The organism is Pseudonocardia sp., assembly GCF_029263155.1.
Lineage (GTDB): Bacteria > Actinomycetota > Actinomycetes > Mycobacteriales > Pseudonocardiaceae > Pseudonocardia.
On sequence record NZ_JAJCYB010000045.1, the window covers coordinates 1 to 20540 of the forward strand.

At 73.6% G+C, this 20540-nt stretch carries 23 protein-coding genes; 17 read left to right on the forward strand and 6 right to left on the reverse strand.

The genetic code is table 11. The features are described from left to right. Nucleotides 1-280 precede the first annotated feature (280 nt). The 3 genes from Q1K26_RS08805 (at nucleotide 281) to pyrE (ending at nucleotide 3570) form a co-directional block, all read left to right on the forward strand. Entirely contained in the window at nucleotides 281-1924 is a 1644-nt protein-coding gene (locus Q1K26_RS08805) for a molybdopterin-dependent oxidoreductase (protein WP_300009093.1), read from the forward strand. Between the two features lie 321 nt (nucleotides 1925-2245). Beyond that, a complete protein-coding gene (locus Q1K26_RS08810) occupies nucleotides 2246-3007 on the forward strand; it encodes an SDR family oxidoreductase (protein ID WP_300009094.1) in 762 nt (253 codons plus the stop codon). After that, nucleotides 3004-3570, forward strand: a complete 567-nt coding sequence (pyrE, locus tag Q1K26_RS08815) for an orotate phosphoribosyltransferase (RefSeq protein WP_300009095.1) — start codon at nucleotides 3004-3006, stop codon at nucleotides 3568-3570. Before Q1K26_RS08810 ends, pyrE begins: the two co-directional genes overlap by 4 nt. A 50-nt stretch (nucleotides 3571-3620) precedes the next feature. Here the strand turns inward: pyrE and Q1K26_RS08820 are convergent, their stop codons facing one another. From Q1K26_RS08820 to Q1K26_RS08830, 3 genes are read right to left on the reverse strand one after another with little or no spacing between them, the layout of a single operon-like run. Then, nucleotides 3621-4535 carry a hypothetical protein gene (locus Q1K26_RS08820; protein WP_300009096.1) on the reverse strand — a complete coding sequence of 305 codons (915 nt, stop codon included), beginning with the start codon at nucleotides 4533-4535 and terminating at the stop codon, nucleotides 3621-3623. A 51-nt stretch (nucleotides 4536-4586) separates the two neighbouring features. Further along, complete coding sequence (locus tag Q1K26_RS08825) at nucleotides 4587-5282, reverse strand: alpha/beta hydrolase (protein WP_300009097.1); 696 nt, start codon at nucleotides 5280-5282, stop codon at nucleotides 4587-4589. A 2-nt stretch (nucleotides 5283-5284) separates the two neighbouring features. Beyond that, on the reverse strand, nucleotides 5285-5539 hold the full coding sequence (locus tag Q1K26_RS08830) for a hypothetical protein (RefSeq protein ID WP_300009098.1): 255 nt from the start codon (nucleotides 5537-5539) through the stop codon (nucleotides 5285-5287). Nucleotides 5540-5698: 159 nt separating this feature from the next. On the opposite strand from Q1K26_RS08830, the gene Q1K26_RS08835 reads away from it, so the two are divergent. Then, nucleotides 5699-6121: a hypothetical protein gene (locus tag Q1K26_RS08835; protein WP_300009099.1), complete on the forward strand. Its 423-nt coding sequence runs from the start codon at nucleotides 5699-5701 to the stop codon at nucleotides 6119-6121. 83 nt (nucleotides 6122-6204) lie between these two features. Further along, entirely contained in the window at nucleotides 6205-7011 is an 807-nt protein-coding gene (locus Q1K26_RS08840) for a Bax inhibitor-1/YccA family protein (protein ID WP_300009100.1), read from the forward strand. A gap of 67 nt (nucleotides 7012-7078) precedes the next feature. Here Q1K26_RS08840 and Q1K26_RS08845 read toward each other — a convergent pair whose 3' ends face one another. Then, a complete protein-coding gene (locus Q1K26_RS08845) occupies nucleotides 7079-8299 on the reverse strand; it encodes an acetyl-CoA C-acetyltransferase (protein WP_300009101.1) in 1221 nt (406 codons plus the stop codon). Nucleotides 8300-8381: 82 nt separating this feature from the next. Then, entirely contained in the window at nucleotides 8382-9287 is a 906-nt protein-coding gene (locus Q1K26_RS08850) for an HNH endonuclease (RefSeq protein WP_300009102.1), read from the reverse strand. 62 nt (nucleotides 9288-9349) lie between these two features. Here Q1K26_RS08850 and Q1K26_RS08855 point away from each other — a divergent pair, with 62 nt between their 5' ends. The 10 genes from Q1K26_RS08855 to Q1K26_RS08900 all read left to right on the forward strand — a co-directional run bounded on the left by Q1K26_RS08855 (nucleotide 9350) and on the right by Q1K26_RS08900 (nucleotide 17666). Next, nucleotides 9350-9805 (forward strand): pyridoxamine 5'-phosphate oxidase family protein, encoded by a 456-nt coding sequence (locus tag Q1K26_RS08855; protein WP_300009103.1) that lies wholly within the window; start codon nucleotides 9350-9352, stop codon nucleotides 9803-9805. A 286-nt stretch (nucleotides 9806-10091) separates the two neighbouring features. Next, nucleotides 10092-10796 carry an HAD family hydrolase gene (locus Q1K26_RS08860; RefSeq protein WP_300009104.1) on the forward strand — a complete coding sequence of 235 codons (705 nt, stop codon included), beginning with the start codon at nucleotides 10092-10094 and terminating at the stop codon, nucleotides 10794-10796. Between the two features lie 132 nt (nucleotides 10797-10928). Further along, nucleotides 10929-11918, forward strand: coding sequence for a phosphate/phosphite/phosphonate ABC transporter substrate-binding protein (phnD, locus tag Q1K26_RS08865; protein WP_300009105.1), 990 nt, complete (start codon nucleotides 10929-10931; stop codon nucleotides 11916-11918). 12 nt (nucleotides 11919-11930) lie between these two features. After that, a complete protein-coding gene (gene phnC, locus Q1K26_RS08870; protein WP_300009106.1) occupies nucleotides 11931-12695 on the forward strand; it encodes a phosphonate ABC transporter ATP-binding protein in 765 nt (254 codons plus the stop codon). Next, the gene (phnE, locus tag Q1K26_RS08875; protein ID WP_300009107.1) at nucleotides 12692-13492 is read left to right on the forward strand and encodes a phosphonate ABC transporter, permease protein PhnE; all 801 of its coding nucleotides are present in this window, start codon (nucleotides 12692-12694) and stop codon (nucleotides 13490-13492) included. Before phnC ends, phnE (Q1K26_RS08875) begins: the two co-directional genes overlap by 4 nt. Then, complete coding sequence (phnE, locus tag Q1K26_RS08880) at nucleotides 13489-14331, forward strand: phosphonate ABC transporter, permease protein PhnE (protein WP_300009108.1); 843 nt, start codon at nucleotides 13489-13491, stop codon at nucleotides 14329-14331. Before phnE (Q1K26_RS08875) ends, phnE (Q1K26_RS08880) begins: the two co-directional genes overlap by 4 nt. A 10-nt stretch (nucleotides 14332-14341) precedes the next feature. Continuing rightward, nucleotides 14342-15217 (forward strand): MurR/RpiR family transcriptional regulator, encoded by an 876-nt coding sequence (locus Q1K26_RS08885; protein ID WP_300009109.1) that lies wholly within the window; start codon nucleotides 14342-14344, stop codon nucleotides 15215-15217. Nucleotides 15218-15421: 204 nt separating this feature from the next. Continuing rightward, nucleotides 15422-15880, forward strand: a complete 459-nt coding sequence (locus Q1K26_RS08890) for a GNAT family N-acetyltransferase (protein WP_300009110.1) — start codon at nucleotides 15422-15424, stop codon at nucleotides 15878-15880. A 116-nt stretch (nucleotides 15881-15996) separates the two neighbouring features. Continuing rightward, nucleotides 15997-16353, forward strand: coding sequence for a YciI family protein (locus Q1K26_RS08895; protein WP_300009111.1), 357 nt, complete (start codon nucleotides 15997-15999; stop codon nucleotides 16351-16353). Then, nucleotides 16350-17666 carry an RNA polymerase sigma factor gene (locus tag Q1K26_RS08900; protein WP_300009112.1) on the forward strand — a complete coding sequence of 439 codons (1317 nt, stop codon included), beginning with the start codon at nucleotides 16350-16352 and terminating at the stop codon, nucleotides 17664-17666. Before Q1K26_RS08895 ends, Q1K26_RS08900 begins: the two co-directional genes overlap by 4 nt. An 8-nt stretch (nucleotides 17667-17674) precedes the next feature. Here the strand turns inward: Q1K26_RS08900 and Q1K26_RS08905 are convergent, their stop codons facing one another. Then, nucleotides 17675-18280, reverse strand: coding sequence for a sigma-70 family RNA polymerase sigma factor (locus Q1K26_RS08905; RefSeq protein ID WP_300009113.1), 606 nt, complete (start codon nucleotides 18278-18280; stop codon nucleotides 17675-17677). 328 nt (nucleotides 18281-18608) lie between these two features. Here Q1K26_RS08905 and Q1K26_RS08910 point away from each other — a divergent pair, with 328 nt between their 5' ends. Both Q1K26_RS08910 and Q1K26_RS08915 read left to right on the forward strand, forming a co-directional pair. Further along, the gene (locus tag Q1K26_RS08910) at nucleotides 18609-19979 is read left to right on the forward strand and encodes a cystathionine beta-synthase (RefSeq protein ID WP_300009114.1); all 1371 of its coding nucleotides are present in this window, start codon (nucleotides 18609-18611) and stop codon (nucleotides 19977-19979) included. Nucleotides 19980-20177: 198 nt separating this feature from the next. Next, nucleotides 20178-20534 carry a 2Fe-2S iron-sulfur cluster-binding protein gene (locus Q1K26_RS08915; protein WP_300009115.1) on the forward strand — a complete coding sequence of 119 codons (357 nt, stop codon included), beginning with the start codon at nucleotides 20178-20180 and terminating at the stop codon, nucleotides 20532-20534. Nucleotides 20535-20540: the final 6 nt, after the last annotated feature.

Below are 20540 nucleotides of genomic sequence, written 5' to 3' on the forward strand. Positions count from 1 at the left end.
CCCCCGAGCCCTGGAACTCCGCCCACCCGGACGCGACATCCGGGCCCTCGACCTGCGCGCCGACTCCTCAACCGCCCACGAAGATCAACGGTCACCACTGGAGATCATCCCATGAACTACCTGCGGAACCGGGTCTGAGCCCGTCGAGGTGGCTCCCGGCCGGGCCCGGCGGATCTGCACGGCTGCTCGGGTCGAGGAGGTCTTACCGACCGCTGACGTACCGGTGACGATCCACGTTCACGACCCGGTTTCCGCAGGTCCGGGACCTACGGTCGATCACATGCGCTTCCCTTACGCCACGCTCGGCCGCGGCCTGCTGGCCGGTCTCGTCGCCGGGCTGCTCCTGACGACCGTGCAGGGCATCGCCCGCCTGTGGCTCGGGGTGGCCCCGCCCGCCGAGCTGCTCGGCGACCGCATCGCCCCGCTGCTGACCATCGACCAGTTCTTCGGCCTGTTCGGCGTGTTCGGCGGCTACAACGGCCTCAAGCAGGCCGGGATCCTCCGCGGCACGGGCGGCCAGCTGGCCGTCGGCGTCGTCATCGCGGTGGCGGTGGCGCTGGTGATCCGGCGCTCCGCGCGGCGCGGGTACCGGCTGCTCGCGATCCTCACCGTCGCGTTCTACGCCGCTGCGGTCGCCGTGCTGTGGCCGATCCTGGGCACGAACCACACCGGCTTCGCCCCGGGCACCGGACGGGTGGTCTCGCTGGCCGCGATGGCCGTCGGGTTCGGGCTGTTCGGGGTGGCCGTCGGTGTCGGGTTGCGGGTGCTGGGTGGGGTGGCGGGCCCCGCCGCCGTGCCCGAGCGGGAGATGGTCACCGCCGGTGGCGGCACACCCCCGGCATCCGGCGGATCCGCCGAGCCGGGTGGGGGTGACGAGCGCGGCGCGCGCGACGGGTCCGGCGCCCCGGCCGTGGGTAGGCGTGCACTGCTCGGCGGCGTCGGGGTCGGGGTCGTCGGTGTGGGGCTCGCGGCCTCCACCGGCGCGCTGGGCACGGCGCTCTACGACCGCTCCACGTTCCCCTACGACGGTCTGCGCGTGACCGGGCCGGGCATCACCCCGATCACCCCGAACGACGCGTTCTACACCGTGACCAAGAACGTGGTCGACCCGCGCGTCGACGCCGGACGCTGGAGCTTCGGTGTCGGCGGGGCGGTGCGCACGCCCGCGACCTACGACCTCGCCGCGCTGACCCGGATGCCGGAGACCACGCAGGAGACCACGTTGATGTGCATCTCCAACGGCGTCGGCGACGGGCTGATGAGCAACGCGCTGTGGACCGGCGTGCCGCTGGCCGACCTGCTCACCGCGGCGGGCCCGGTCGACGACGCGGTGGAGGTGGTGCTCACCGCCGTCGACGGCTACACCGACACGTTCTCGATCGAGAAGGCGCTCGACCCGACCACGATGCTCGCCTACCGGATGAACGGCGACGAGCTGCCGCAGCGTCACGGGTTTCCGGTGCGCCTGGTCGTCCCCGGGCTCTACGGGGAGAAGAACCTGAAGTGGATCACCAGGGTCGACGTGGTGACCTACGACGCCGAGGGGTTCTACGAGACGCAGGGCTGGGGCCCGGACTTCGTGATCCCCACCCGCTCGACGATCACCGAACCGCCGCCCGCCCAGGTGAGCCGGGGCAGCGTGGTCGGGCTGCGCGGCACCGCGTTCGGCGGCGACCGCGGCGTGTCCCGTGTCGAGGTGAGCACCGACGACGGCCGCACCTGGACCGACGCCACGATCACCTACCCCGGAACCCGGCTGTCCTGGGCGCTGTGGGGCTTCGACTGGCGCCCCGCGACGGCGGGCGCGAGCGCGGTGCTGGTCCGGGCCACCGACGGCGCCGGTGGGTCGCAGATCGTGACGGATCGCGGCATCGTCCCGACCGGCGCAACGGGCCTGCACCGCGTCCCGGTGACGGTGCTCTGACCCGGGCCGCCCGGGCCGCCGGACGAGTGGGACGGTCGTACGAACCCACCGGCCGAGAGTCCCACTCGTCCGACGGTCGTGGGGCCGGGAGAGGGGCGGCCGGTGATCGCCGGTTCGGAACCGGGCGGTGCGCGTCGGCCGCGTCGATCGGCGCCTCGGAACCCGCGACGGCGAAATCCGCGCTTCCCCGTTCCGGTGCGCCGATCATGGGCGGGCGCGGCGCCCGCGTCGGCGAGGTCGCCAGGGAGCGCGGCCCGCGGGCGCGCCCGGGCCGCCGAGTTCGGTGCCGGTCCTGTCCTGGCGCGGGCGTAGGGTCGGGGCGTGCCCATCGCCCTGATCACCGGTGCCACGGCGGGCATCGGCGCCGCGTTCGTCACCCGGCTGGCCCGCGAGGGCCGCGATCTCGTGCTCGTCGCCCGGGACGTCGACCGCCTGCGCACCACCGCGGAGCGGGCCCGCGCTGCGGGGGTGGGCGTCGAGGTCCTCCCGGCCGATCTGTCCACCGCGGACGGGCGGGACCGGGTGGCCGCGCGGCTCGCCGACCCCGTCGACCTGCTCGTCAACTGCGCCGGGTTCGCGATGAGCGGCACGTTCGTCGAGAGCTCGCCCGCCGACCTGGCGCGCCAGCTCGACGTCAACGTCACCGCCGTGCTGGCGCTGACCCGGGCCGCGCTGCCGGGCATGATCGCGCGCGGGCGGGGCGGGGTCGTCAACGTCTCCAGCGTGGCCGGGTTCCTGGCCGGGCGGGGCTCGACCTACACCGCGGACAAGGCGTGGGTCACCTCGTTCACCGAGGGGGTGGCCGCGTCGCTGCAGGGCACCGGGGTGCGGGCGATGGCGCTGTGTCCCGGGTTCGTGCGCACCGAGTTCCACGAGCGGGCCGGCATCGACGTCGGCTCGCGGTCGGGCCCGCTGTGGCTCGACGCCGACCGGGTCGTCGACGCCGGACTGGCCGATCTCGCGAGGGGGAAGACCGTGTCCGTGCCGAGCCCGCAGTACAAGGCGATCGTGGGGTTGGTGGACGTGCTGCCGCGCGCGCTCGTGCGCCGCGTCACCGCCACCTTCGACCGGGACCGCACATGACGTCCGCGGCGCAGGCGAGCACCGAGCTCGCGGAGCTGGCCGCGCTGGTGCGGGAGCTGGGCGTGGTGCACGAGCGCGTCACCCTGTCCTCGGGCAGGGAGGCCGACTACTACGTCGACCTGCGGCGCGTCACGCTGCAGCACCGCGCAGCCCCGCTGGTGGGGCGGCTGGTCCGCGTCCTCACCGCCGACTGGGCCTACGAGGCCGTCGGCGGGCTCACCCTCGGGGCCGACCCGATCGCCGACGCCGTGCTGCACGCCGCAGCCGCCGAGCCCGACGCCGCGCCGGTGGACGCGTTCGTCGTCCGCAAGGCGACCAAGCAGCACGGGCTGCAGCGGCTGATCGAGGGCCCGGACATCGCGGGCCGCCGGGTGCTGGTCGTCGAGGACACCTCGACCACCGGTGGCTCGGTGCTCACCGCGCTGCGGGCGGTCCGCGACGCCGGGGCGGTCGTGGTCGGGGTGGCCACCGTGGTCGACCGCGACACCGGCGCCCGCGAGGCGATCGAGGCCGAAGGGGTGCCGTACCGGGCGTTGCTCGGGTTGGCGGACCTCGGGTTGTAGGCCGCTCACCGGCGACCCGTTCGGCCGCCGGGTCCCCTCGGCGACGGCGCTCAGCCCTCGCAGCCGATCCCGTCGTCGTTGCTGTCGAGCCGGAACGTGTCCGGGCCGGTCACCGTGTACGGCCCGTCGAGGTCGCCGCAGTTGAGGTCGGGGCCGTCCGGCACGCACGGCGTGTAGCTCGGGTGGCACCCGGACGGCGCCGGGGCCGCGAGGGGCTGCGGTGCGGGCGCGGGTTCCGGCTCGGCCGTGGCCACCCGCGGCTGGGCGGTGCGGGTCGGCGGCCGGACGGGAGCGTCGACGGGGTCGGGACCGACCCCCGTGGCGGAGGCCGTGGCCCTGTCCGTCGGTGGTGTCGTCGGCGGGCTGCTCGACGGTGGCGCGGTCGTCGGCCGGGTCGTCGTGGGGGACACCGCGTCGACCGTCGCCCGGCTCGCCGAGGCGGTCGTCGCCGACTCGTCCGCGCCCCCGCCGACCGCGGCGCCGACGGCCAGCAGCACCGTGAGGACGCCGCCGCCGACCAGCAGCGGCAGGCGACCGCGACGGCGCCCTTCCGGGCGGCCCGCGTCGGGGCCCGGGACCGGTGGGTGCCCGGGCGGCCGGGGCGCGGACGCTCCGACCGGTGCGTCCGGGAGGCGCAGTTCGACCTCGACGCCGCGACGGCCGTCGATCACGAGAGCGACGGCGCCCGGGCGGTCGCCGCGGCGCCGGACCTCGTCGACGAGGGGGCCGTAGCGCTGCGACATGAGCGGCGTCAGCCAGCCCACGGGGCGGCCGTCGAGCCGGACCTCGATCACCTGACCGCCGCGCGGGGCTGTGGCGAAGCCGAGCTCGACGGCGACACGGCGCGCGCGGCCGTCGGTGCGCGGCGCGTACCGGGTGAGCGCGGGCTGGTGGTGCTCCTCGCCGGTGACGACGACCTTGTGGTCCGGCTCGAGCATGGTGAGCCCGCGTGCCGAGTTCTCCATGGATCCCCCTACGTGACGACCGTTACCTGATCGCCGTCCGTGGTGGACCCGTTACGAGCGGGCGAGCAGCAGCTCCGCCAGCTCGGCCGGCCGGTTCTCCGGAACCATGTGACCGGTCGCGATCTCGTGGTAGCGCCACGCCGGGGAGGTCCGGGCGCGGGCCGCGGAGGCGTCGAACAGGGCGCCGTTGAGGTCGGCCGTGGCCCGGATGTACGTGCGGCCCAGCGCGCGCTGCTCGACCGGCACGCTGACGCGCACGGGCTCGGTGAGGGTGCGCAGCGGCTGGGCGTGGCGGCGCGGGTTGGACCACGCGGCCACTGCGGGGTCGTCGAACTCGCGCGGCAGCGCGGGCACCGACCAGGGCGCGCCGAGCTCGTCGCTCCCGCCCCCGAGCGCGCCGCCGGTCAGGGACGCGACGCTGTCGCCGTCGTCGGGGACGAACGCGTCGAGGTACACCAGCTCGCGCACCCGGACGCCGATCTGCTCCAGCGCGCCGGTGACGACCATGCCGCCGTAGGAGAAGCCGAGCAGCACGATGCCGTCGAGGTCCTCGTAGCGCACGGCGTTGACGACGTCGCGCACGTGCAGCGACAGGTCCACGTGCGGGCCCGTGAGGTGGCTGCGCTCGCCGAGCCCGGTGAGGCTCGGCGCCAGCGCCTCGTGCCCGGCCGCGGCCAGCAGCCTGCGCAGGGTGCGGAACCCGTAGGAGCCGCCCCACGCGCCGTGCACGAGGACGAAGGTGGTCACCGTCAGCGCGCAGGCGTTCCGGCGTCGCGGGGGCCGGCGGGGTCGGCCGCCGTGCGCGCCGCGAGCGGACCCTTCGCGTTGCGCTGCAGCCAGCGACGGCCCGTGTGCAGCACCTTGCTGACGTTGTTCGGGCCCCGCCGGGCCTCGACCAGGTCGCCGACCTTGCCCAGCAGCAGGCCCAGGATCGGCGCGCCGACGGCCAGGATCAGCCACATCCGCAACCGTCGCGAGAAGAACGCCCACATGGTTGTCCACACCCCTCACCGCGGGCGGCTCCGCCCGCTGATCGTCCGAGCTTATGCCGTGGCCGGCGCGGTGGGGTCGATGGGCGTGGTGTTCCGGATGTGCCGGGAGGGACGGACGACGCGGGCGCGATCGCCGTCGGCAGGGGTGTGGCCGGGAGTAGGATGGCGGGCGTGGCGGGTGACCGCTCGGCACTCACCGGGTTGCTCTTCTTTCTCGTCGTCGCAGCGGCACCGACCGTCGTGTTCTGGATCGCGCTGCGGCTGCTGCCGGCTGCCTGGGCGCGGTTCGACGAGCGACGCAGGCGGAACCGGATGCCGCTGGGGCCCTCGCTGCAGACCGTGGTGTCCGACGTGCGCAGGCTGCGCCTCGAGATCCGCACCCGCCCCCAGCACACCCAGCTGCGGCGGGTCGCCCTGCTCGCCGCCTACGACGACGCGCTGCTCGACGCCTGCCGCGTGGCCGGGGTGCCCGACCCGCCGCTCGGCGCGGCCGCCGACCGCGACCGCGCGTTCGCGAGGCTGCTGACCGAGGCCGCCCTGGAGGACGCGGGGATCGCGCTGGACCCGCCGCGAGGCGGCGCCGCCGCCGCGTAAAATCTGTTTTACCCGCGCCGGGAACGTCGACAAGCGCTTCCGCGTTGGACAGGATGCACAGCACTTCACGAGGGAGGACTCAGGTGCGCACCAGCAGCAATCCGGCGTTCCGCAACCTGCCCGGCGGGCGGGGCGGCGGTTACGCCTCGTTCGACCGCCAGGGCGGCATGGGCGGCGCGACGGCCTACGCCGACTCCCGGGCCGCACAGGTCGACCACGGGCGCGCCGGCAGCGGTGAGCGCCCCCTGACCATCGACGACGTCGTGATGAAGACCGGGCTCAGCGCGGGCACCGCGTTGGTACTCGGCACCCTCACCGCCGTGTCCGGGCTCTACGCACTCGCGATCCCGGCGTTCATCGTCGGACTCATCGTCTCCCTCGTCCTGATCTTCAAGCCGGCCTGGAGCGGTGCTCCACTGGTGCTGCTGTACTCGGGCGCCATGGGCGTGGCGCTGGGTGGCATCAGCGGCCTGTTCGAGAACGTCTACCCGGGCATCGCGCTGCAGGCGATCGTCGGCACCGCGGGCGTGTTCGCCGGGATGCTGGTCGTCTACAAGACCGGAGCGGTGCGTGTCACACCGAAGTTCACCAAGTGGCTGATCGGCGCCATGGTCGGCGTCGTCGTGCTGATGATCTTCAACCTGGTGATGAGCCTGTTCGGCGTCAACACCGGGCTGCGTGACGGCGGCCCGCTGGCCATCGGCTTCAGCCTGCTGGTGATCGGCGTCGCGGCGTTCAGCCTGCTGCTCGACTTCGACATGGCCGACCAGGCCATCAAGGGCGGCGCCCCGGCCAAGTTCGCCTGGTACATCGCGTTCGGCCTGATGGTCACCATGGTGTGGCTCTACATCGAGATCCTGCGCCTGCTGAGCTACCTGCGCGGCGAATAGCTCCTCCCGCACGACACCGCGGCCGGCACCCCTCGGGGCGCCGGCCGCGTTCGTTCTCGGTCCGGTGTCAGCTGAGGCGTTCGAGCACCATGGCCATGCCCTGACCGCCGCCGACGCACATGGTCTCCAGGCCGATGGTCTTGTCGTGGCTGCGCAGACCGTTGAGCAGGGTGGTGGTGATGCGGGCGCCGGTCATGCCGAACGGGTGGCCGACCGCGATGGCGCCGCCGTTGACGTTGAGCTTGTCCTCGTCGACGCCCAGGTCCCGGGCCGAAGGGATGACCTGCGCGGCGAACGCCTCGTTGATCTCGACGAGGTCGATGTCGTCGATGCTCATCCCGGCGCGGGCCAGTGCCTGCTTCGAGGCCTCCACCGGGCCCAGCCCCATGATCTCCGGCGAGAGCCCGGACACGCCGGTGGAGACGATCCGCGCGAGCGGGGTGAGGCCCAGCTCGGCGGCCCGGGTGTCGGACATGATGATCAGTGCGGCGGCCCCGTCGTTGAGGGGGCAGGCGTTGCCCGCGGTGATCAGGCCGTCGGGCCGGAACACCGGCTTGAGTGCGGAGATGCCCTCGTAGGTGGTGCCGGCGCGCGGGCCGTCGTCGGTGGACACGACCGTGCCGTCGGCGAGCGTGACCGGGGTGATCTCGCGGGCGAAGAAGCCGTTCGCGATGGCCTTCTCGGCCAGGTTCTGCGAGCGGACGCCGAAGTGGTCCATGTCCTCGCGGGTGATCCCCTTGGCGCGCGCCAGGTTCTCCGCGGTCTGCCCCATCGCGATGTAGGCGTCGGGGACGACACCGGACTCGCGGGGGTCGGTCCAGCCCTCGGCGCCACCGGCCGCCAACGCGGCCGTGCGGGCCTCGGCGTCGGCGAAGAACGGGTTGTGGGTGTCGGGCAGCGAGTCGGAGTTGCCCGCCTTGAACCGGGACACGGTCTCGACGCCCGCGGAGACGAACACGTCACCCTCGCCCGCCTTGATCGCGTGCAGCGCCATCCGCGTGGTCTGCAGCGACGACGAGCAGTAGCGGGTGACGGTGGTGCCGGGCAGCGTGTCGTAACCCAGCAGCACCGCGACGATGCGGGCCATGTTGAAGCCCTGCTCGCCACCGGGCAGCCCGCAGCCGAGCATCAGGTCGTCGATGTCGGTCGGGTCGAGCGCGGGCACCTGGTCCAGCGCGGCCCGCACCATCTGGGCGGTCAGGTCGTCGGGGCGGATGCTCGCGAGCGACCCCTTGAACGCCCGGCCGATCGGGGATCGGGCCGCTGCGACGATCACTGCTTCGGGCATCGTCGGTCTCCTTGGTCGCGGGAAGTGGTCATCGCGAGAGTACTCGCGGGTAACCGGTACCGAACGTGACGTGCGCCGCGCCTCAGCCCGCCGAGCGGAACGCGGCGTAGCGCTGTTCCAGCAACTCCACGGCGGGCCGGTCGGTGCGCGATCGGGGCACCGCCATCAACGGCTCGCCGTGCCGCCGCTTCAGCCCGTGCTCCAGCATCGGCCCGTCGATCTCGGCCAGGATGTCGGAACGGATCTCGACGACGAGGTCGGGGCGGATGCCGAGCACCGACACGTCGTACGCGGTGTGGTGGATCTTGCACAGGGCGAGGCCGTTGCGGACCGCGGCGATTCCGCCCTCCTCGCGGTCCGCGACGATGTGCGCCGCATCGAGCAACTCCGGATGGCGCAGGGCGCACACGGCGCAGCGGGTCTCGTAGGCGTGCAGCACGGACGCCCGGAACACCGGCTGGTGGAGCCGTTGCCTCGTCTGCCGCAGCGCGTAGCGGCGCAGATGCTCGTCGATCGGCTGTCCGGGGACCACGATCCCGCGCACCGAGTCCGGGGCGATCACGAACTGGTGCAGCTCGGGCTCCTCGGCGACCACGAAGACCGGATAGATCGGCTTGTACACGCCCGGCGCGATGCCGAAGAACCAGATCAGCGGGACCTCTAGGCGGATGGCTTCGCGCAGGGCCTGGTTGTCGGACTCCTGGCCGTCGTCGCGCCACTTGTAGCGGATCAGCCCGTCCGGGCCGAGCTCGTCGGCATAGCGACGCGGCCGATTCGGGGCCGGGTATGCCGTGGTGATCGACAGAGCGGCCGTCAGCTCCCGTGGCTTGCGGATGCCGCGCTGGCGGTCCTTGAGCTTGAACGGCGCCCCGTCGAACTCGAACTCCTCCAGCTCGCTCCAGCTGATCGGCAGGGTGCCGTCGTGGGTGCGGACGGTGAGCCACCGGTCGGCCTCGAGCCGCAGCCGTCCGTCCAGCGAGGGATCCACCCTCGGACGGTAGCCGGCTCCGGCTGACGCGTCCTGTCAGGGTTGCGGGGCATGGTGCACCCATGGCCACCTGGAAGGACGTCGAGTCCGCCGAGCCCGAGTTCGCCGCCCGCGTCCGCGCCCTGTTCGACGCGCACAAGCACCAGACGATCGCCACCCTGCGGGCCGACGGCTCGCCGCGGATCTCCGGCATCGAGGTGCAGTTCACCGACGGTGAGCTGACGTTCGGGTCGATGCCCGGGGCACGCAAGGGTCGCGACCTGCATCGGGACCCCCGGTTCGCGCTGCACAGCGCGTCGGTCGACCCGCCGGAGGGCGGGGCGGGCTGGCCGGGGGACGCGAAGGTGGCGGGCCGGGCCGTGCACGCCGTGGTGTCGGGGGAGGGTGCGCCCGACGGCGAGCTGTTCCGCGCCGATCTCGCCGAGGTGGTGCTCACCGGCCTGAACGCGGAGGCCACGATGCTGGTGATCGAGTCCTGGACGCCCGGCCGCGGGCTGCGACGGGTGGAGCGGGAGTAGCGCCCGGCTCGCACGCAGGTCCCGGGGCCGGCACACCGCTCCGAACCCGGGTGCGGGCCCCGGAGGGTGTGCGAGCCGGGACGGGGGTGCAGGCGGCCGGGGCGACCGGCCACCCGCGCCGTCGTGGGCGCAGGCCGGGGCGAGGCGAGGGTGATCGCGGGCCCGGGAGGTCGTCCGGGGAGGGGGTGCTCCCCGGACGGGCCGATCGCCGCCGGCCGTCTTGCCCGGACGGTAACAGACGCGCTTTGATGAGAACGACGGTGTACGTCTGTTACCTGGAGGCCCCGTGTCCGGTCGTGTCCTGCTGCTCGACCTCGACGGCACCGTCTGCCTCGGCGACGGGCCGGCCAGGCGCTACGCCACGGAGGTCGGGGCCCGGCTGGCCGCACCGCACCGCGACGACCTGGCGGCCGACCTCGCCGCCTTCCTGGCCGGCGAGGTGCGCGGCCGGGCGCAGGATGCCTATCAGCTCGTCCAGGCCCACGCCGCCCGGTGCGGCCTCGCCGCGGCCGAGGTCTCCGGCGCCTACCTCGCCAGCCGCGACGCGCTGCTGGCCGGTGAGGTCGAGGTCGAGGCACCGTGCGGGCTGGTCGCGCTGCTGGCGGAACTGCGACCCGCCGTGCACGTCGTCCTGTTGACCAACGCCCCGGCCTTCGGCCTGGAGGTGCTGCTGGCTCGGCTCGGTCTCGACGACGTCGTCGACGAGACGATCGGGGACGCGGGCAAGCCCGGCGGGATGGCGGCCGTGCTCGACGAGCTGCTCGGCCGGTTCCGGATCGAGGGCGAGCCGTGGCGGCTGCTCAGCGTCGGTGACGTGTGGGAGAACGACCTGGCCGGGCCCGCCGAGCGGGGCTGCGCGACGGCCTACGTCGACCGGTTCGGCCTCCGGCAGGGGCCGGCCGGGGCTGCGGCGGCCACCGTCGAGGGGCTCTACCCGGCGATCCGGGCCTGGGCGTCCGGTGCCCGGCTTCCGTTGAACGGCTTCCGATGAACAGTGCGTGACGTGCGGGTCGAGGTTCGATATCGGACATTGTCGGCGGCCGACCGGCTCGCTACCGTTCGGAAACATCGTTGCACCGGTGGTGTGCGGCGGAAACTTCGTTCCGAAGCGAGGAGCACCACGATGGGAATGCGGACCGGTCGATGGGCCAGCGCGCTGGCTGCCGGGTTGTTGCTGACGGCCTGTGGCGGCGGGGGCGACGCCGCGGCACCGGCCGGGTCGGAGGGCCCACCGGAGTCGCTCGTGCTGGGGCTGGTGCCGTCGGCGGAGGTCGACCAGCTCGTGCTCGACGGCGAGGCGCTCGGCGAGCTGCTCTCCGCCGAGCTGGGCATCCCGGTCGAGACCACGGTGACCGACAGCTACGCGGCGCTGGTCGTCGCGATGCAGACCGGGCAGGCCGACATCGGGCTGTTCGGCCCGATCGCACTGGTGCAGTCCATCGACCAGGCGGGTGCGGTGCCGATCCTGCAGTCCGTGCGCCGGGACTCGTCGAGCTACCACACGCAGTGGATGACCAACAACCCCGAGAAGTACTGCACGACCCCGGTCGTCCAGGCGGCCAACCCGGAGGGCAACCAGTTCAACTACTGCAACGGCACCGACACCGCCGAGGCGGGTCCGGTCGGCGTGGACGCGATCGGCAACATCGCCGAGGGCGACACGGTGATGTTCGTCGACGAGAGCTCGGCGTCGGGCTACTACTACCCGGCCACCCAGATCCAGACCGTCACCGGCATCGACCCGCTCACCGGGATCGACGCCCAGTTCGCGGGCGGGCACCCCAACTCGGTGCTGGCCGTCGCACGCGGGGACGTCGAGGTGGGCGTCAGCTTCGACGACGCACGCAACGAGGTGCTCGAGGAGGATCCGGAGATCGGCTCGAAGGTCACCGTGTTCGCGTGGTCCGAGGAGATCCCCAACGACGGCGTCTCGGTCCGCGGCGAGCTGTCGGAGGAGACCCGCACCGCGATCGCCGACGCCATGACCGCGGTGATCGCCACCCCGGAGGGCGCCGAGGCGTTCGACGCGGTCTACTCGATCGAGGGCCTGGTTCCCGCCGACCTCGAGCAGCTCGACGTGGCGCGCCAGGTGGCCGCCAACTTCGGCGGATGACCGACGTCCTCGATGATTGAGTTCAGCGGCGTCGAGGTCGTGTACCCCAACGGGGTGCGCGGCCTCGACGGCGTCGACCTGACCATCGCGCACGGCCAGTTCGTGGTGGTCGTGGGGCTGTCGGGGGCGGGCAAGTCCAGCCTGGTGCGCACCGTCAACGGCCTGGTGCCGGTGACGGCCGGGCGCCTGGAGGTCGACGGCCGCCGGGTCGACGGGGCGAGCCGCCGCCGGCTCCGCGAGCTCCGCGCCGGCGTCGGGATGATCTTCCAGTCGTTCAACCTGGTGAAGCGCACCTCGGTGCTCAACAACGTCCTCATGGGGCGGCTGCACGCCACCCCGACCTGGCGGTCGGTGCTCGGGATGCCGCGCGCGGCCGACCGGGAGCTGGCGTTCGAGGCGTTGGAGCGGGTCGGGATCGTCGAGAAGGCGTACACGCGGGCGTCCGAGCTGTCGGGGGGCCAGCAGCAGCGGGTCGCGATCGCCCGGGTGATCGCCCAGCAGGCGAGCGTCGTGCTCGCCGACGAGCCGGTCGCGTCGCTGGACCCGCCCACGGCCAACCAGGTGCTGCGCGACCTCAAGCGGATCGGCGGCGAGCTCGGCCATACGACCGTCGTCAACCTGCACTTCCTCGACATGGCCCGCCGCTACGCGGACCGGATCATCGGCATGCGCGCGGGCAGGGTCGTGTTCGACGGTTCGGCGGAGGAGGCCGACGACGCCGTGTTCGAGCAGATCTACGGCCGCTCGCTCACCGCGGACGACGTGCTGCTCCGGTGACCACGGTCCTGGAGAAGGTCACGGCCCGACCCCCGCGACCCCGGCCCCGGTGGTCGCTGTGGGCCGGGCTCGCCGCGACCGCCGTCATCACGGTCTGGGCGGCGATCGGCATCGAGTTCACGCTGGCGCCGCTGTTCACCGACACCCTGCGGGGCAGGCGGATCATCGCCCAGTTCTTCCCGCCGAACTGGGACTACATCGTCCGGGTGTGGCCCGCCTGGGTGGAGACCCTGTCGATCGCCGTGATCGCCTCCGTGGTCGGCTGCGCGCTGGCCCTGGGAGCCGCGCTGCTGGCGAGCAAGGTGACGGCCCCGGGCAACGCCGTCTACCAGGCGGCCAAGGCGGCCCTCTCGGTCGTGCGGTCGCTGCCCGACATCGCCTACGGCCTGCTGTTCGTCGCCGCGGTCGGCACCGGTGCCCTCGGCGGGATCATGGCCCTGGTGTTCTTCAACCTCGGCATCGCGGCCAAGCTCACCGCCGAGACGATCGACGCCGTCGACCTCGGGCCGCTGGAGGCGGCCGACGCCTCGGGCGGCAACCGGATCCAGCGGGCGGCCCGCGCGGTACTGCCGCAGATCGCGCCGAACTACCTCTCGTACTGCCTCTACGTGTTCGAGCTGAACATCCGCGCGTCGGTCGTGATCGGGCTCGTCGGGGGCGGGGGGATCGGCAACGTCATCTCCGTGGAGCTGGCGCGCTTCCGCTACGACAACCTCGCGGCGCTCGTCGTCGCCCTGTTCGTGGTGGTGTTCGCGATCGACCAGCTCTCCCGGGCGGTCCGACGGAGGCTCGTGTGAGGCCCGCGGCCCCGAGCCGGGTCCGGTCGAGGCTGGGCTGGCTGCTGGGCACGGCGCTGCTGCTGGCCTGCATCGTCGTCGTCGACGCCCGGTGGGGACGCGTGCTGGAGGCGCCCGGCGCGCTGTGGGACTACGGCGGGCTGATGGCGGGCGGGGTGGCCCGCAACCCGTTCGACGGCCCGTACCCCGAGTACTGGGCCGTGTCGTTCGAGCTGATGGTCGAGTCGCTGCAGATGGCGTGGATCGGCACGGTGATCGGGGCGTTGTTGTCGTTCCCGCTCGGGTTCCTCGCCGCGGCCAACGTGTCACCGCCCGCGGTGGTGTTCGGGGTCCGGCAGGTGCTCAACCTGATCCGTGCGGTCCCGGAGCTGATCTTCGCGATCGCGCTGATGCTCCCGATCTTCGGCCTCGGGCCCCTCGCCGGGGCGCTGGCCATCGGGATCGGGTCGGTCGGCACGCTGGGCAAGCTCACCAGCGAGGCGATCGAGGGCATCGACCCCGGTCCGGTCGAGGCCGCCCGGTCGAGCGGGGCCCGGCCGCTGCAGGTGCTGCGTTGGGGAGTCGTGCCGCAGGTGCTGCCCGAGGTCGTGGCGTTCTGGCTGTACCGTTTCGAAATCAACATCAGGGCGAGCGCGGTGCTGGGGGTGCTGGGTGCGGGCGGGATCGGGTCGTTGCTGGCGCAGCTGTTCGAGCGCCGCATCTGGGACCGCATCGGGATCACCCTCGTGGTGATCATCGTGGTCACGGTGCTGGTCGACCAGATCTCCGCCGTGGTGCGGCAACGGATCATCTCCGGTGACCCCCGCGCCACGCGGCAGCCCGCCGAAGCGGTTCTGTGAGCGCCGTTCCGTGAGTTCCGCGCCGGGCCCGGGCGGGGTCGTCGCCCGCATCCAGTCGCTGCTGCCCACGCTGCAGCCCAGCGAGCGGCGCGTCGCCGAGGTCTTCCTCGCCCGCCCGGAGTGGACGATCGAGGCGTCCTCGCAGGACGTCGGCACGGCGGCGGACGTCTCGCGGGCCACGGTCGTGCGGGCGTGCCAGCGCCTCGGGTTCACCGGCTACCCCCAGCTGCGGGTGCTGCTGGCGCGCGACCTGGGCATGGACCGCGGGGGCGACCCCACGGGCGGGCCGCCCATCGGGGCGTTCCGGGAGTTCTACCGCACCGTCGCCGAGTCCCTGGACGTGATGACGGCGCTGCTCGACGAGGAGTCGGTGGACCGGGCGGTGCAGGTGCTCGTCGGGGCCCGGCAGATCCTCGTCGCGGGCAACGGGTTGTCCGCGCCGGTCGCCGCCGAGGCCGCGATGCGCCTCACCGCGGTCGGCCGTCCCGCCGACGCCCCGCCCGACCACCTCACCCAGCAGATCCGCGCCCGGCTGCTGGGCGCCGACGACGCCTGCCTGATCGTCAGCGGCACCGGGTCGACCGGTACCTCGCTGCGCGTCGCCGAGGCCGCGCGGGCCGCGGGTGCGCCGATCGTGGCGCTGACGTCGTTCGCGCGCTCGCCGCTGGCCGAGCTGGCGACCGTCACGCTGGTCAGCGGGATGCGGCAGACCTCGTTCACCGACGAGATCACCAAGTCGGTGCGGGTGCCGCAGACGCTGCTGGTCAACGCGCTGGTGCAGGCGCTCGCCGCCCGCGCCCCCGACGACGCCGCCGACACCCAGACCCGGCTGCTGGAGATCATCGGGGACGCGCTGGTGGACGGGACGCGACCGCGCCGCGACTGAGCGGCGCGACGTCGGACGACGGGACACTAGTGTCCCCCGCCGGAAGTTCGTTGCGTATATCGGTGGATGCAGGTTTCCGCTGGCCGGGTCGTCGGATGGCCCTCGTACCGGGCGTACTCGGGCCGTCCGACGGCTTGGTCAGCGGGGAGCTGGGCCGCCGAGAGACGTGGTGAACTTCCGGCGGGGGACACTAGGTTCGTACGGATGTCCCACTCGTCGCAGCACGTCGTGGTTCCCGTGGAGCCCGACGGTGAGTTGCTCGCGGTGCAGCGCGCGGCGTACCTCGTCGAGGCCGCGCTGATCGGGTCCGACGCCATCCCCGGGCTGCACGACACGCTCCCCACGCTCGCGGCCGCTCGCCTGGACTGGTTCGGCGTGCGGGACGGGTCCGGGCTGCTCGGGGCCGTCGGGGTCACGCGGCAGGCCGGTGTCCTGGACATCGACCGGCTCGTGGTGGCCCCCCGGGCGTTCCGGCAGGGCGTCGGGACCGCGCTCGTGCGGCACGCGATCGCACTCGCCGACGGCGACGTCACGGTGTCGACCGGCCGGGCCAACACCCCGGCCCGGGCGCTGTATCACCGCTGCGGGTTCCTGGTGCAGCGGCACGTCGAGGTGGAGCCGGGTCTGTGGGTCACCACGTACCGCAGGCCGTCCGGAGGGTGACGCCGGACCGGGAGCCACTCGCCGATCCGGGCCGGGCTGTCGATTCCGCCGGTTCCCGTTCGTCGTCATGCTGTGCGGCACCCCGGCCGTGCGACCCGAGACAGGGAGAACCGGACATGAAGTACATGTTGTTGATCTACGGACCGGCGGAGGGCGACTGGTCCGAGGAGGCGGTCCAGGCCGAGATGAACGCCTACTGGGCCTACGAGAAGGCGGTCGCCGACGCGGGCGTCAAGCTGGGGAGCGAGGCGTTGCAGCCCGTCTCCACGGCGACGACGGTCGCGGTGCGCGCCGACGGCGAGCGGGTCGTCACCGACGGGCCGTTCGCCGAGGCGCGCGAGGTGCTCGGCGGCTACTACCTGCTCGACGTCCCCGACCTCGATGCCGCTCTCGACTGGGCGGCGCGCTGCCCGGGCAGCCACAACGGCAACCGCATCGAGGTGCGGCCGGTGCTGGAGTTCGAGGAGCCGTGACGCGGGGGGCGGCCGGCTCCGCAGCCGCCTCGTCGGTCGAGGCGGTCTTCCGCGAGGAGCGGGGCCGGCTGCTCGCCACGCTCGTCCGGCAGTTCGGCGATCTCGACCTGGCCGAGGAGGTCGCCTCCGACGCCGTCGCGGTGGCCCTGGAGCGCTGGCCCGTCGACGGCGTGCCGTCCCGGCCCGCCGCGTGGTTGCTGACGACCGCGCGCAGGCGGGCCGTCGACGTCCTGCGCCGCGACCGCACCTACGCGACCCGCCTCGCGGTGCTGCAGGCGGAGACCGACCGGGCCGGCCCCGAGGTGTCCGAGGCGGACGAGGACGTCCCCGACGAGCGGCTGCGGCTGTTCTTCACCTGCTGCCACCCCGCGCTGCCCCTCGACGCGCAGACCGCGTTGACGCTGCGCTGCCTGGCGGGCCTGTCCACCCCGGAGGTGGCCCGGGCGTTCCTGACGCCCCCGGCCACGATGGCCCAGCGCATCGTGCGCGCGAAGCGGAAGATCCGCGCCGCGCGCATCCCATTCCGGGTGCCCGAGGCGCACGAGCTGCCGGACCGGCTGCCCGGCGTGCTCCGCGTCCTCTACCTCATCTGCACCGAGGGCTACGCGGCGAGCGCGGGCGACGAGCTCGTGCGGGCCGACCTGTCCGCGGAGGCGATCCGACTGGCCCGGATCCTGCTGCGGCTGCTGCCCGCCGAGCGGGAGGTCGCCGGGCTGCTCGCGCTGATGCTGCTGGTCGACGCCCGCCGCGCCGCGCGGACCGCGCCGGACGGGTCGCTCGTGCTGCTCGACGACCAGGACCGTGGGCTCTGGGACGCCGGGGCGATCGTCGAGGGCCGCGCTCTCGTCGTCCGCGCGCTGACCGGGGGGCCGCCCGGCGCGTACGGGCTGCAGGCGGCGATCGCGGCGGTGCACGTCGAGGCCGCGAACGTGGCCACGACCGACTGGCCCCAGATCGTGGCGCTCTACGACGTCCTGGCACGGGTGGCGCCGTCGCCGCTGGTGTCGCTGAACCGGGCCGTCGCGGTGGCGATGCGCGACGGCCCGGCCGTCGGGCTCGCGCTCCTCGACGAGCTGGCCGCCGACGACCGGCTGCGCGGCTACCACCTGCTGCCCGCCGCCCGCGCCGACCTGCTGCGGCGGCTGGGCCGTCGCTCCGAGGCCGGGCGGGCCTACCGCACCGCCCTGGAGTTGGTGGGCAACGAGCCGGAGCGCCGGTTCCTGCTGCGGCGGCTGGCGGAGCTCGACGGCCGGCCCGTCGATCAGGGCGCCGACGTGGGCGGTCGATCGTCGGACGCGACGCCGGCGCCCTGAACAGCGGGTCAGGCATCCGGGACGGGGTCGGAGAGGAGGGTGCGCAGGCGGGCCAGCGCGCGGTGCTGGGTGACGCGCACGGCTCCGGCCGTGGTGTCGAGCATCCCGGCCACCTCGTCGGCCGTGTAGCGCAGGGCGACCCGCAGCACGATCACCTCCCGGTGGTGGTCGGGCAGGAGCGCCAGCGCGGCCTTGAGGCGCACCACCTCCGTCGCGAGGACGGCCGCGAGCTCGGGGCCGGGGTCGGTGTCGGGTCGTTCGGGCATCGACTCGCTCGGTGTCGACTGGTCCCGGCCGCTCGCGCGGAACGCGTCGACGATCTTGAACCGGGCGATGCCGATCACGAAGGCCATGATGGCGCCCTCCGGCCGGAACCGCGGCAGCGCGTCGCAGACGGCCAGCATGACGTCCTGCACGACGTCGTCGGCGGTGAGGATGCCGGTGGACCCGGCGAGCTTGCCGCGGCAGAACCTCACCACGGGCGGGTGGATCTCCGACAAGAACGTCCGGAGTGCCGCGGTGTCGCCCGTGGCGGCCAGCCGCGCCAGCCGTTCGAGAGCTCCGTCGTGGTGGTCCGGGCCGTGTTCGTCCCCGGACCCGTCTGGGTCGTGCACCCCAATGTCCCCTCCTGATGACCGTGCCGTGCAGCTCCCACCACCACGGACCGTGCAGGGAGATGGGTGTGCCCGGGCGTGCCCGAGGTGTGGGGAGCGTGCGCGGGACCCGAGTCACCCGGTCGATGTGCCCGTCGGCCCGGGTGGGGCTCGCGCGGTGGCACACAGTAGTGCGCGTACGACGCTCCGCAGTACCGATCGGGGTGTCGGCGGCGTATCCCGTCCGAGTCCGTACGCCTGGTGTTCGTTTTTCGTCCAGTTGACGTCCTGCGTGCGCCGGACCGCGCCCTGCGGCACCGGTGCCGGCCGGTTGGGGGACGATGACACCATGCGCTTCGTCGAGCACGTCGCCGATCTGGTCGGCAACACCCCCCTCGTCCGGCTCGGATCCGTGGCCAGGGGAATCAGCGCCCCGGTGCTGGCCAAGGTGGAGTACTTCAACCCGGGCGGCAGCGTGAAGGACCGCATCGCGCTGCGCATGGTCGAGGCGGCCGAGGCCTCCGGCGAGCTGCGGCCGGGCGGCACCATCGTCGAGCCGACGTCGGGCAACACCGGGGTGGGGCTCGCGATGGTCGCGCAGCGCAAGGGTTACAGCTGCGTCTTCGTCTGCCCGGACAAGGTCAGCGAGGACAAGCGCAACGTCCTGCGCGCCTACGGCGCCGAGGTCGTGGTGTGCCCGACGGCCGTGGAGCCCGACCACCCGGACTCCTACTACACCGTGTCCGACCGGCTCGCGGCCGAGACCGAGGGCGGCTGGAAGCCCAACCAGTACGCCAATCAGGCCAACCCCGAGTCGCACTATCTCGGCACCGGCCCGGAGATCTGGGAGCAGACCGAGGGCCGCATCACGCACTTCGTGGCCGGCATCGGCACCGGCGGCACGATCAGCGGCACCGGGCGCTACCTGAAGGAGGTGTCCGACGGCCGCGTCCGGATCATCGGCGCCGACCCGGAGGGTTCGGTCTACTCCGGCGGGGGCGGGCGGCCCTACCTGGTCGAGGGCGTCGGCGAGGACTTCTGGCCCAGCACGTACGACAAGGACATCTGCGACGAGATCGTGGCCGTCAGCGACGGCGACTCGTTCGAGATGACCCGGCGGCTCGCGCGGGAGGAGGCGCTGCTGGTCGGTGGCTCGTGCGGGATGGCGACGGTCGCGGCCCTGCGGGTCGCCGCCGACCTGCCCGCCGACGCCGTGGTGGTGGTGCTGCTGCCCGACGGCGGCCGCGGCTACCTCGGCAAGGTCTTCAACGACGCCTGGATGGCCGGCTACGGTTTCCTGCCCCCTGCCCAGGGCGCCACCGTGGGAGACGTGCTGCGCCGCAAGGACGGCACGATGCCCGACCTCGTGCACGCGCACCCCAACGAGACCGTCGCCGACGCGGTGCACTACCTGCGGGAGTTCCACGTGTCGCAGATGCCGGTCGTGCGGGCCGAGCCGCCGGTGATGGCCGCCGAGGTCGCGGGCGCGGTCGTGGAGCGCGACCTGCTCGACGCCCTGTTCACCGGCCGCGCGCAGCTCGCGGACCGCCTCGAGCGGCACATGTCGCCCGCGCTGCCCACGATCGGTGCGGGGGAGGCGCTGGACAACGCGATGGGCGCGTTCGCCTCGGCCGACGCGGCGCTCGTGCTGGTCGACGGGAAGCCGGCGGGGGTCGTCACGCGCTCGGACGTGCTCGCGTTCCTCGGGTCCGGAGGCTGAGCCGGCTCACCGGGTGACGGGTACGGGCTCGCGCGCTGAACCGGCCCTCGCGCGCAGCCGGCAGCGCGCGGGACACTGTTCGGCGCGCGAGCCCGCGGGTGGGGGTTGCCTTCCGGGGACTGCGGCTGCGATGGTGTAACCGACGGTTACACCATCGGCAGGGAGGCCGCTGATGAGCCAGGTCATCGACGACCCGGGGTGCCGACCGGGCTGCTGCGCAGCGCACCCGCCGGTGCCGCCGTCTACGCCTGCGGCCCGCCGCCGATGCTCGACGCGGTGGTGGCCGAGCTCCCGCGCAGCCGGGCCACCGCGCTGCATGTCGAACGGTTCAGCCCGCCCCCGGTCGTCGGCGGGCGGCCGTTCCGGCTGGTGCTGGCCCGCAGCGGCGTCACCCTGGACGTGCCGGCCGACCGGACCGCGCTCGACGTCGTCCGGGAGGTGCGGCCGGACGTCGCCTACTCCTGCCGCCAGGGCTTCTGCGGCACCTGCCGCGTCGGCGACACCCTGATCTGTACCGACCGCGCGGCCGGCGACCGGCTCGTGCTCGACCTGTAGGGAACC

Coding starts and splice junctions, on each gene's coding strand:
- Q1K26_RS08805 (WP_300009093.1), top strand. CDS start 281: ATGCGCTTCCCTTACGCCACGCTCGGCCGCGGCCTGCTGGCCGGTCTC.
- pyrE (WP_300009095.1), top strand. CDS start 3,004: ATGACGTCCGCGGCGCAGGCGAGCACCGAGCTCGCGGAGCTGGCCGCG.
- Q1K26_RS08820 (WP_300009096.1), bottom strand. CDS start 4,535: ATGGAGAACTCGGCACGCGGGCTCACCATGCTCGAGCCGGACCACAAG.
- Q1K26_RS08845 (WP_300009101.1), bottom strand. CDS start 8,299: ATGCCCGAAGCAGTGATCGTCGCAGCGGCCCGATCCCCGATCGGCCGG.
- Q1K26_RS08855 (WP_300009103.1), top strand. CDS start 9,350: ATGGCCACCTGGAAGGACGTCGAGTCCGCCGAGCCCGAGTTCGCCGCC.
- phnD (WP_300009105.1), top strand. CDS start 10,929: ATGGGAATGCGGACCGGTCGATGGGCCAGCGCGCTGGCTGCCGGGTTG.
- phnC (WP_300009106.1), top strand. CDS start 11,931: ATGATTGAGTTCAGCGGCGTCGAGGTCGTGTACCCCAACGGGGTGCGC.
- Q1K26_RS08890 (WP_300009110.1), top strand. CDS start 15,422: ATGTCCCACTCGTCGCAGCACGTCGTGGTTCCCGTGGAGCCCGACGGT.
- Q1K26_RS08895 (WP_300009111.1), top strand. CDS start 15,997: ATGAAGTACATGTTGTTGATCTACGGACCGGCGGAGGGCGACTGGTCC.
- Q1K26_RS08910 (WP_300009114.1), top strand. CDS start 18,609: ATGCGCTTCGTCGAGCACGTCGCCGATCTGGTCGGCAACACCCCCCTC.